Source organism: uncultured Empedobacter sp., from assembly GCF_937930195.1.
Lineage (GTDB): Bacteria > Bacteroidota > Bacteroidia > Flavobacteriales > Weeksellaceae > Empedobacter > Empedobacter stercoris.
Map to the genome: position 1 here is coordinate 1 of NZ_CALGVK010000111.1, position 11,369 is coordinate 11,369.

Consider the following 11,369-nt stretch of genomic DNA (forward strand, 5'->3'; position numbering starts at 1 on the left):
TCCTGTTAATGAAAATAGTTTATCTTATAACGAATCTAAGATTATTAATATTGATAATTCATATTATTTAAGAAGTTTATCTGACAATGGTTTAGTAACAACAACCTTATTAGAAGAAAGTAATAATAATGGAAATATTTCTTTATTAGTTGGAGGTATTTCTTGTACAAGTAAAGCGTGTGCTGGTACTAACGGTTGTGTTCCAGCTGCAAATAAAAAATCTTGTACATCTTGTCTTGGTGATTGTACTAAAACCGTTACTTCTTTTGAACCTCAAGAATAATTTATAACACCTTTTATGTTAAGTAAAAACTCCCATCAAAAAATTTGATGGGAGTTTATATTTCTAACTTGTTTGTTCTTGATTAATGAGCTGATTCTCTATCTTTTGATCAATTTCTTTAAAGAATCCGAAACCTTTCAGAATGATAATTAGTCCAAAGATTAATAGACAAATACCAACTCCTTTTCGCACCATAAATACTTTTTGATCGGTAAAACGTTTCTGTAGCTTCCCTGCCAAAAATATTTTACCCAAATCTATTACAAAATAGGTCGTCAAAACAACGCCCATATACAGCATAAAATCTCTTGGATTTGGATATTGAATCATAATTGAAGAGACAATTACAAACCAAAAAACAATGACACCAATATTCAACAAATTCATAATAAATCCATTGATAAACGTTCTCAAATAATTGTTGCTTACAAATCCCGCTTCGCCTTCTATATGTAGCTTTGGTTTAGAGAAATACATGAAAATTCCGTAAATTAATACAAAGAAACCTGCAATGATATAAATGCGGTAAAACTTTGGATGATTGGTCACATAATCTGCAAAATCTTTGCTCCCAAAATAAGCAGCAGCAATACATAGAATATCCGCAGCTATTACTCCCAAATCCAATACTACAGCTGTTTTCCAGCTTCTTCGTAAACTTGTTTCGATAAGCAAAAAAAATACTGGTCCAATAAGGATTGTGCTCAATAAAAAACCTATTAGTATGGCCGAAAATATTATTTCCATAACTTAATTAAGGTCTGCAAGATAAGTTTAAATTATGAAACTTAAGCATCAACCAATTCAAAATCTAATTGCTTCTTAATTAAATCTGCACTTAAAACTTTGATTCTAACTGGGCTTCCTAATTGATATTTAACTCGTGTACGTTTTCCAACTAAGGCATGATTTTTTTCATCAAAAACAAAATGATCACCTTTCATCGCACGCGATCTGATTAATCCTTCACAACGAGTTTCTGGAATTTCAACGAATATTCCATAATCCTGAACTCCTGTAATAAACGCATCAAAAGTTTGACCTACGAATTGCTCCATGTATTTAACTTGCATGTATTTAATCGATTCTCTTTCGGCTTCTGCTGCAATTTTTTCACGTGAAGAACAATGTTTTGCCTTCTCTTCATAGGTAGAAGCTAATGGCGATTTTTTACCATCCAAATAATCTTGTAACAATCGGTGTGCAATCATATCTGGATAACGACGAATAGGCGAAGTAAAATGAGTATAATAATCGAATGCTAAACCGTAATGTCCTATATTTTCTGTTGTATATTTAGCTTTTGCCATTGTTCGCATAGCCAAAGTCTCAACCATATTTTCTTCTGGTTTGCCTTTTACATCTGCTAACAATTTATTCATCGAATTGATGGTTGTTTTACGATCTCCAATTTCTAATTCGTAGCCAAACTGACGAATAAAATTCTTTAAATCTAGTAACTTATCCGGATTTGGATCATCGTGAATACGATAAATATAGGTATTCGTATTTTCTTTGCCGTTTTTATCTAAACTAATAAATTCTGAAACTTTTCGGTTACATAACAACATGAATTCTTCAATTAGTTTATTCGAATCTTTCGAAATTTTAAAGAAAATTCCTTGTGGATTATGCGCTTGATCCAAATCGAATTTTACTTCAACTTTATCAAAGTTAACTGCTCCATGTTTCAATCGCTTTTGGCGCATTGTTTTCGCTAAACGGTCTAAAGTTAAAATCTCATCTTTAAAATCTCCATCTTCTCCTTCGATAATAGCTTGTGCTTCTTCGTATGTAAAACGTCTGTCCGAATGCGTTACAGTTCGACCAAACCACGTGTTTACAATCTTCGCATTGTCGTCCATTTCAAATACCCCTGAAAAGGTAAATTTATCTTCGTTTGGACGTAAAGAACAGGCAACATTCGACAAAACTTCTGGTAACATTGGTACTACTCTATCAACTAAGTAAACAGAAGTTGCACGTTTGTAAGCTTCTTGCTCGATTAACGAACCTGGATGAACATAATGTGTGACATCGGCAATATGCACACCAATTTCCCAATTTCCATTATCCAATTTACGTATAGATAAAGCATCATCAAAATCTTTTGCATCCTTCGGATCAATGGTAAATGTTGTTACATTTCGCATATCTCGGCGACGGGCAACTTCATTTTCTCCGATAGTTGTATCCAACTGATTTGCTTCTTCCTCTACTTCGTCCGGAAATTTAGCTGGTAAATCATATTCAAATAAAATTGCATGAATTTCAACATCTGTATCGTCTGGATTTCCTAAAACTTTAGAAACTTCTCCAAACGGAGAATTAGAACCTTCTGGCCAATTCGTTAAACGAACCACAACTTTTTCTCCTGATTGAGCTCCATTAATACGCTCTTTTGGAATAAAAAAATCGTGATTTCCATTTTGCATCGTTACAAATCCAAAATTTCCGTTTTTTCCTAATTCGAAAATTCCAGTAAATTCTGTTTTATTACGTTCTACAATTTCAACAATTTAACCTTCTGCACGAGAAGAATTTGTGTTCTTTTTAGGATAAACATAAACACGAAGTGTGTCGCCCTTTAAGGCATTTTTGGTTTTTCCTTTTTGTACAAAAACATCTTGTTCCAAACCATCAATCACAATGTAAGCACTTCCCGAAGAAGTTAAATCGGCAATTCCAACCATATAATCATTGGTTGCATTAATCTTGTATTTTCCTCTTTCGACTTCAGTTATTTTTTTATCAGCTAATAAAACATTCAAATTTTTGATTAATAATTCGACATCAATTCGATTCGTTAAATTTAAAGCTGCTGCGATTTGTTTGTAATTTAAAGGTTTATTTGGATTTTGAAATAAAACTTCGATGATAGACTTCGTAAACTTTGTTATGTTTTTGTCTTTTTTCGCCTTTGTATTTTTAAAATTTTTTCTTGGCATAATTTGTTTTCTGTAAAATCTCTTGATTTATTTTCGAGATTTATTTTAAAATAGTTAATAAATAAACATCTTAATTCATTGATTATTAATTTAGTTTTAATAACTATTGATAAGATGTTAATAAACAACATAACCACTGCAAAGGTAATATATCCTTTTTCTAAAATAACAATTTACAGCCAATTCTATGTTACATAAAAGATAAGATTACTTTTAACACTTCGATTTATTGCGAAAATTGAGCCAAAAAAGTTATTTTTGACAAGATTATTAATTGAATGGATACTAAACCTTTATATCAAACTTATTTGATTAATTTAGATCGTGCAGAAGAACGATTGAAATTAATGCAAAACGAATTCGATAAATGTGCTGTTTCATACGAAAGAATTTCTGCTGTAGATGCTAAAACCATGGATGTTACTACTTATAAAGTGGATAACAAATATGATCGTGATTTGGTTCCTGGAGAAATTGGTTGTTATTTAAGTCATGTCAAAACATTAGAAGTTTTCTTGGCTTCCAAAAACGAATTTGCCGTTATTATTGAAGATGACGCCATAATGGCGGATGATTTTAAATCTGTTATAGAGAACTCTCTTTCGATGTATCACCAACTTCCCAAAAAACATCAATGGGATGTTCTGAAGTTATTTAACGGAAAAAGAAAACACATTAAGATAGCAGAAATAGACGAAAAACATATTTTGGCGGCTTGCGGAACAAGTATTCCGATTACAACGATTGCTGCGATTTGGACTCGTTTTGCTGCAGAAAAATTTTTAGCCAAAATTAAAAATCCTTTACCAACAATCAAACGACCTATTGACTGTGATTTGCAACATGCGTGGGAATTTGATTTAAGAATTTATAATATTCTTCCATCACTTGTTAAACCTGCGCCAGTAGAAACTCAAATTCAAATTGATAGATCGTTAAGAAAATCAAAATTTCCAAGACAATTGATTTATGAAGTAAATCGAATTTTTCCCAAATATCTCTATTTAATTAAGCATCATGGTTTCAGAAATTTTTATGATAGTTTTATCGCAAAGAAAAACAAACGCATTTCTTAATTAACAATCAGCATCAATCATATAACATTTAAAAACAATAAATTAACAATGCTTATCAACAGTTATAAACAATGTTAATGCTATCTTAAAACCTAAAAAAAGCAGTTTCAACTTAAGAAACTGCTTTTTCTATTTATAGTAATTCGATACTTTCCTCTTTTAATTTTTCTTTTACTTTACCATCCCAAATACTAGCTTGTACTTCGCCGATGTGACGCGACTTTAACATAAACATACACAAACGAGATTGACCAATTCCTCCTCCTATGGATTCTGTTAATTGATCGTCTAATAACATCGAGTGAAATAATAAGTTTTTACGGTCTGTTGAGTTTCTAATCTCCAGTTGTTTAGTCAATGCTTTTTTATCTACACGAACTCCCATCGAAGAAAGTTCAAAAGCAGTTTCCAAAATTGGGTTCCATACTAAAATATCACCGTTCAAACCTTTAAAACCTTCGCTATTTTCAGTACTCCAATCATCATAATCTGCAGCGCGCGAATCGTGTAATTCTCCGTTACTTAGTTCACCTCCAATCCCATAAATAAACACCGCTCCAAATTCCTTACAAATTGCATTTTCTCGCTGTTTAGGAGTAAATGTTGGGTATTTTTGTAACAAATCTTCTGATGAAATAAACGTAATTTTATCTGGTAAAATTGCTTTTAAGCGAGGATACTTAGCCTCTACACCTTGTTCTGTTTCTTTAATTACTTTGTAAATAGATTCAACTGTTTGGAAAAGATAAGCTAACTGACGGTCTTGAGGAACAATTACTTTTTCCCAATCCCATTGATCCACATAAATAGAATGTATTGGCGAATAATCTTCATCAGGGCGTAATGCGCGCATATCTGTTATAATTCCTTCTCCTGGTTCTATCTCCAACTCTTTCAAACGAATACGTTTCCATTTAGCCAAAGAATGTACAACTACAGCATGCTGATCATTTAAAGATTTAATCGGAAATTTTACAGGTCTTTCGATACTATTCAAATCATCATTAATTCCTGTACCATCCAAAACTACCAATGGTCCTGACACAGGAATTATGTTTAATTCTTTTTGTAATCCTTTAGAGAATTCTTCTTTAACATAAGAAATTGCTTGTTCTCGAAGTAATAATGCTCTGCTCATCTTTTAATCTTTAAATTCTTTCTGGGTGTAAAAATAGAACAGCTTTTTATATAAAATTTACTATTGACTTAAATTAGTTTAAAAATAGTTAATTACAAATGTAATTTATTAATTATTATTTAATATTTAAACTTATAAATTATTTTAGGTTTAATATTTAAAATAAAAATCGATCAACTCTTACGAATTGACCGATTTTTTATCTTATATGTACCTATATAAAATTATCCGTTACAAGAACACGCTATTTTATCTACACGTCCTTGGTGTCTACCACCTTCAAATTCTGTTGCTAAAAAAGTATTCACAATTTCTTCTGCATATTCATACGCAATAAAACGAGCAGGCAAAGTCAATACATTTGCATTATTGTGTTGACGAGCCAAACGAGCTATATCCGTCATCCAACACAATGCAGCACGAATTCCTTGGTGTTTATTTGCAGTTATGGTAACGCCTTGCGCACTACCACAAATCAAAATTCCGAAATCTGCTTTTCCATCTTCTACAGCTTGTGCCGTTGGATGTGCAAAATCAGGGTAATCAACACTTGCTGTTGAGAACGTTCCAAAATCCTCAACCTCAAATCCTTGACTTGTTAAAAAGGGTACTAATTTCTCCTTATAATCGAACCCAGCATGGTCCGCTCCGATTGCAATTTTCATTTAATTAACAGGTGTTTTTTGTTTTTTGTTTTAAATAATTGTAAATCAAACGTTAAGTAAAAGTAACAACTTGTTAAAAGATGATTGAATAAAACTAATAACTTTTCGATACAAAAATTTGGAAATCTGATTCAAAAAATCAATTAGAAATAAATCAATACAAGTCAAGTGAAAGTTTTCATTTTGGCACAAAAGATTTGCACACGGTTATTGATAGTTTTCACAAAACTTCTTTTTAACAAAAGTTGTTTATCAACCAAAATGATTAATTGTTGATAGCTGATCTAACTCTTTCATTACAAAACAAAATTACGAATAATAGCTTGTTAATTGCTATTAAATAAAATTTATCTCACTTTAGTTATCCACATATTAACAGTGCTAATAGTAGTAACATTTTTCTTTTTTTTAAAATTTAAAAATTAATTAATCTATTATAATATATATGAATTGTTAATAGTTGAAAATTGTATTGAATGATTTTAAGTGCGAAAATGAAACTTTGATTACTTTTGTGAAGTACAAATTTCAAAAGCAAAAAATGAAAACAATCAACGACTACAATTTCGAAAATAAAAAAGCATTAATCCGTGTAGATTTCAATGTTCCACAAGACGAAAACTTAAATGTTACCGATGATACACGAATTAGAGCTGCCAAACCAACGATCGATAAGGTATTGAAGGATGGTGGAGCAGTTGTCTTAATGAGTCATCTAGGACGTCCAAAAGGAGAATTCAATGATAAATATTCATTAAAACACATTGCATCTAAAGTTTCAGAAATTCTTGGCGTTGATGTAATTGTTGCAAATGACGTTATTGGCGATGATGCGAAACAAAAAGTTAATAATCTAAAATCAGGCCAAGTTGTATTATTAGAAAACGTCCGTTTCCACAATGAAGAAGAAGCTGGTGACAAAGATTTTGCACAAGCTTTGGCTCAATTTGGAGATATTTACGTGAACGATGCTTTCGGAACAGCACATCGTGCGCATGCTTCTACAGCAATTATTGCAGATTTTTTCCCAGAAAATAAATGTTTTGGTTTGTTAATGGAACAGGAGTTAACAGCTATTAACAAAGTGTTAGCTGATGGTGAAAAACCTGTAACAGCGATACTTGGAGGAGCTAAAGTGTCTTCTAAAATTACAATTATCAACAATATTTTACCTGTTATTGATAACTTGATTATTGGTGGTGGAATGACATATACTTTCGTTAAAGCGAATGGAGGAAAAATTGGAAATTCGTTGGTTGAAGACGATAAATTAGATTTAGCGAAAGAAATTTTAACTGAATGTGAAAAACATAACGTAAAAGTATATTTGCCAATCGATAATTTGATTGCTGATAATTTTAGTAACGAAGCGAATACACAAGTGACAAAAGTTGGTGAGATTCCTGATGGATGGATGGGAATGGATGTTGCTGATGAAACAATCAAACAAAATGCAGAAGTGATTAAAAATTCGAAAACAATACTTTGGAATGGTCCTTTAGGTGTTTTTGAAATGTCAAATTTCGCAAAAGGAACGGTTGCTTTAGGTGATGCAATTGCAGAAGCTACAGCAAATGGCGCTTTCTCTTTAGTTGGCGGAGGAGATTCTGTTGCTTTCGTAAAACAATTTGGTTACGACAACAAAGTGAGTTACGTTTCAACTGGAGGTGGTGCAATGTTAGAATCACTTGAAGGTAAAGAATTACCAGGAGTTGCTGCAATTCTAAATTAAGAAACAACATTTTTTCAACATAAATAAAAGTCGAGCTTTTGCTCGGCTTTTTTTATGTTTTTGAATTCATTGAACTTTACTTTTTCATGAGTAGCTTCTTCACTTTACTATCGTTTCGTTCAGAATAATATTTTTTTGAATGACATTAAATTTCTGACATTTCAAAGTATTGAGAAATCTCAACATCTTTTCACAATGTGATTCTAAAAAAAATCAGTTTTGATAATTGTTGATAGTAATATATTTATAATGAATAAATTAACTACTTTTTAACTGAGTTATCAAATAATTGTTTGTAAGATAGAATTATACTATTTTGTTAATAGTAAATGATTGTATTTAAATAAATTAAAAGCTTATAAACGTAGTTTATTAAAACTTGTGAATAAGTCATTTTTTTGAATTTAAATAAGTCAATTATACTAAAATTGTTAATTATAAATTATTCATTTTAAATGAATTAAAAAGTAATTAAGATAGTTTATCAAAAAATGTTGAAATTGAAATATAACTACAATTAGCTATTTTATTTGAAATAAAGCTTTGTTATATTCGTAATGAACTAATTTTCAGTTTATGAATGAATTTAACCAACGCCTAAACGAAGTAGAAAATCATTTGAATCATAACGATCTCGATTTGGGATATCGACGCTTGATTGATTGTGTCTTGGATTTGGATAAAATATCTTTTTACAAAGAGATTATTTCGTATTCAGATTTATATTACGACGAAAAATCAACCAACGATCATAAAAAAACTAAGGCATTAGAACTTGTTGAAAAGTTAAAACAAGCGACTCCTCCAGCTTATCAAAATGAGGAAATTTTGATTTCAACGAACAATGTTGAAAAAGCATATCATCGTCGAAATTTTAAACTTCATCCCATAACATTTGATCTCAAATCGAGAGAAGTTGTTGGTTTGGTTGGTGAAAATGGAAATGGAAAAACGACTTTATTGCGTTTGATTTGTGGCGAACTAAAACCGACTGCTGGTGATATCAATTACCAATTTTCTACAGCAAAATCGTTTAGTTACGAACTGAAAACGAAGTTAGTTTATGTACCGCAACGTATCGAAGTTTTGTACGGTTCGTTGATGGAAAATCTGCAATTTACATTAAGCTGTTATGATATTTATAGCGAAGAAAATTGGTTGTTGGCCAATGTAATGTTGGCTCGTTTGGGACTTTGGTCTTACAAAGATTTGCAATGGCGACAATTGTCGTCTGGTTATAAAATGAGATTCGAGCTGGCGCGAACATTATTGCGTCGTCCAAAAGTTTTGTTGTTAGACGAACCTTTGGCTAATTTGGATATTTTAGCACAACAAATTATTCTGGAAGATTTGAAGTTTTTATCGCAATCTATCCGAAATCCATTTGGTGTTATATTGAGTTCTCAACAATTGTATGAAGTTGAAAAAGTATCTACAGAGGTTCTATTTTTAGAACAAGGAAAACTTAAAATACAAGGAGATACAAATGATTTGGAAGGAGAATTTACGATTGTTGAAATAGATGTTGATAATACAAAAGAAGAGTTATTAACAGCTTTATCGGGTATTGAAATTAAGCAAATCAAATTTAACGGAGGTTCGTATATTGCTTATTTTGATAAGGGAATTTCGATAAATAATATTCTATCAGAAATAGGAAAATCAACCTTAAAAGTAAAATACATCAGAGATATTTCGAAGTCAAGTCGTCGCTTTTTTGTCAATTAAAACTAAATAAATTATGTTTAAAAAAATAAATCAAACTTTAATAACAAAATATCCGTTGATTTGGAATCTGAAATTTATTTGGATTTTACTAACTGTATTTATTTTTAATCTTATTGCATTTATCAATGGTTTTTTATTTTTCAATAAAAAATCTCAACTACAAGAAAGTGCATTATATGAAACCTTTTTCAATTCAGGAACTATATTTTTTTATATTTTAATAGGTGTATTAATTACGGTTATTTGGCTTTACTTTTATTTTAAAAATAATCGTTTCAAATCAAATTATCCAACTTCAAGAAACTATTTGTTCAAAGAGTTTTTAGCTGTTTTCTTCATCTTCTTTTTGATGATGTATGTTCCAAATTCGTTTAAAACTGGATTGAAATTACGCGTTTCAAATTATATGTCAGAAGAACAATATTTGAAAGATATTGATGTCATCAACCGTGCGCAAGGTTTTGCATTACAACCAACTTTTGGTTATGATAATTATTCGAGAAATTTGCCTGTTTCTGTTTTTGATTCGTTGGTTTCAGAAAAAGAAACAAAGGAATTGTATGAAATAAACAAAAAGGAATATTTAAGAGAAAATCCGACATATTCGTATAATGCTTTTTTAAAACCTTATTTTAGAAACCCAGAATTTGAAACTTTATTAGCAAATCATTTTCCTCAACGTAAAAGTTATTCTAAAATTATTTTTAATGAAATATATCAACCATTATTCAAAGTAAAATCTAATGAATATAATCCAGCGATGGAAGCTACTTATGTAGCTTCAGAACCAGTTTATGCTATAGATTCTGTTTCAGCACAAGTTTCAACTGCTGAAAATCCAAACGTTTATTACAATTTAGCGAGTTTATACAACTATAGTTTTTTAACATTCCAAAACCCGAAAGATTCAACTTTTAATCATCAATTTTACGATGAACAATGGATGGCTTTGTTACAAAAAAATGATCGTAAAGAAATTGAAAATTTATTGAATAATTATACTGATTTACTCAAAAAACAAGAAATTGGTTATCAGTTCAAACATAAAAAATGGATCGATTATATTCCTCAATATCCCTATTATTTTATTGATCATAAACTTGATTATATTAATTCATACCAAGACGAAAACAGAAAGCAAAAAGATTACATAAACCAAGATAGTTTGAACAGGGTATATGAAAACATTGAGTTTTCGAAATATCAATCCACTTGGTTAAATCATATTCAGCACTATTTGTTAACCGCTTTAATTTTTACTGTTCTTGTTATTTCGTTTAGATTTAGTTCGTTCAAAGTTTGGTTAATTTCCTTGATTGGATCAGGAATCTTAGGAATTCTTGGAAGTGTTTTCGGAATTTCTATTGATGCGAGTATTGGTCACACAAAATATACACCCTACATTATTTTATTGTTTTTCTACATTGCATTTATTGTGATTATAATTTTAGGATTGCGTTCCAAAAAATACAAAGTTCTAACAGGTGTTAATCTAAATTGGTTTGTTGCGACAAATATCTTTATCGCTATTGCGATGTTGAGTTTTTACACCGATATTCGAGCAGAAATGTTGTATAATCCTAATTCAGGAATTGGAATTTATGATTTGAGACAAACAAATAATGAATTATTGATGTTGCAAAAATTATCAGAAATCTTTCTATTTATTAATCCAATCTTATTTGCGATAAGTTTTTATTTCATTATTAATCTTTACAAAAAATGGCAAGCCATGCCAGAAGAATAAAAATAAAAATGAAAACAAATAAATCAAAAAAGCTGTTTTTAATGAATTAAAA

At 30.3% G+C, this 11,369-nt stretch carries 9 protein-coding genes and 1 pseudogene; 5 read left to right on the forward strand and 5 right to left on the reverse strand.

All coding sequences use genetic code 11. From position 1 onward, the window contains the following. Positions 1–283 (forward strand): annotated as a pseudogene (locus tag Q0616_RS06930) (hypothetical protein); the annotation flags it as partial. Positions 284–346: 63 nt separating this feature from the next. Here Q0616_RS06930 and Q0616_RS06935 read toward each other — a convergent pair. The 3 genes from Q0616_RS06935 to Q0616_RS11890 all read right to left on the reverse strand — a co-directional run bounded on the left by Q0616_RS06935 (position 347) and on the right by Q0616_RS11890 (position 3,231). Next, positions 347–991, reverse strand: coding sequence for a LysE family transporter (locus Q0616_RS06935; protein WP_298776048.1), 645 nt, complete (start codon positions 989–991; stop codon positions 347–349). Positions 992–1,071: 80 nt separating this feature from the next. Continuing rightward, positions 1,072–2,802 (reverse strand): ribonuclease R, encoded by a 1,731-nt coding sequence (rnr, locus tag Q0616_RS06940; RefSeq protein WP_366940280.1) that lies wholly within the window; start codon positions 2,800–2,802, stop codon positions 1,072–1,074. Next, on the reverse strand, positions 2,803–3,231 hold the full coding sequence (locus Q0616_RS11890) for a hypothetical protein (protein ID WP_366940279.1): 429 nt from the start codon (positions 3,229–3,231) through the stop codon (positions 2,803–2,805). A 278-nt stretch (positions 3,232–3,509) separates the two neighbouring features. Between Q0616_RS11890 and Q0616_RS06945 the strand changes: the two genes are divergently transcribed. Beyond that, positions 3,510–4,307 carry a glycosyltransferase family 25 protein gene (locus Q0616_RS06945; RefSeq protein ID WP_171623400.1) on the forward strand — a complete coding sequence of 266 codons (798 nt, stop codon included), beginning with the start codon at positions 3,510–3,512 and terminating at the stop codon, positions 4,305–4,307. A 133-nt stretch (positions 4,308–4,440) separates the two neighbouring features. Here the strand turns inward: Q0616_RS06945 and asnA are convergent, their stop codons facing one another. Together asnA and rpiB are read right to left on the reverse strand one after the other, a co-directional pair. Next, positions 4,441–5,445 (reverse strand): aspartate--ammonia ligase, encoded by a 1,005-nt coding sequence (gene asnA / locus Q0616_RS06950; protein WP_171623401.1) that lies wholly within the window; start codon positions 5,443–5,445, stop codon positions 4,441–4,443. Between the two features lie 224 nt (positions 5,446–5,669). Then, a complete protein-coding gene (gene rpiB / locus Q0616_RS06955) occupies positions 5,670–6,110 on the reverse strand; it encodes a ribose 5-phosphate isomerase B (protein WP_171623402.1) in 441 nt (146 codons plus the stop codon). 541 nt (positions 6,111–6,651) lie between these two features. Between rpiB and Q0616_RS06960 the strand changes: the two genes are divergently transcribed. From Q0616_RS06960 to Q0616_RS06970, 3 genes are all read left to right on the forward strand, one after another. Beyond that, on the forward strand, positions 6,652–7,842 hold the full coding sequence (locus Q0616_RS06960; protein ID WP_286484099.1) for a phosphoglycerate kinase: 1,191 nt from the start codon (positions 6,652–6,654) through the stop codon (positions 7,840–7,842). 576 nt (positions 7,843–8,418) lie between these two features. Further along, entirely contained in the window at positions 8,419–9,570 is a 1,152-nt protein-coding gene (locus Q0616_RS06965; protein WP_171623404.1) for an ATP-binding cassette domain-containing protein, read from the forward strand. A gap of 13 nt (positions 9,571–9,583) precedes the next feature. After that, positions 9,584–11,317 carry a hypothetical protein gene (locus Q0616_RS06970; RefSeq protein ID WP_188319415.1) on the forward strand — a complete coding sequence of 578 codons (1,734 nt, stop codon included), beginning with the start codon at positions 9,584–9,586 and terminating at the stop codon, positions 11,315–11,317. The last annotated feature ends 52 nt before the right edge of the window (positions 11,318–11,369 follow it).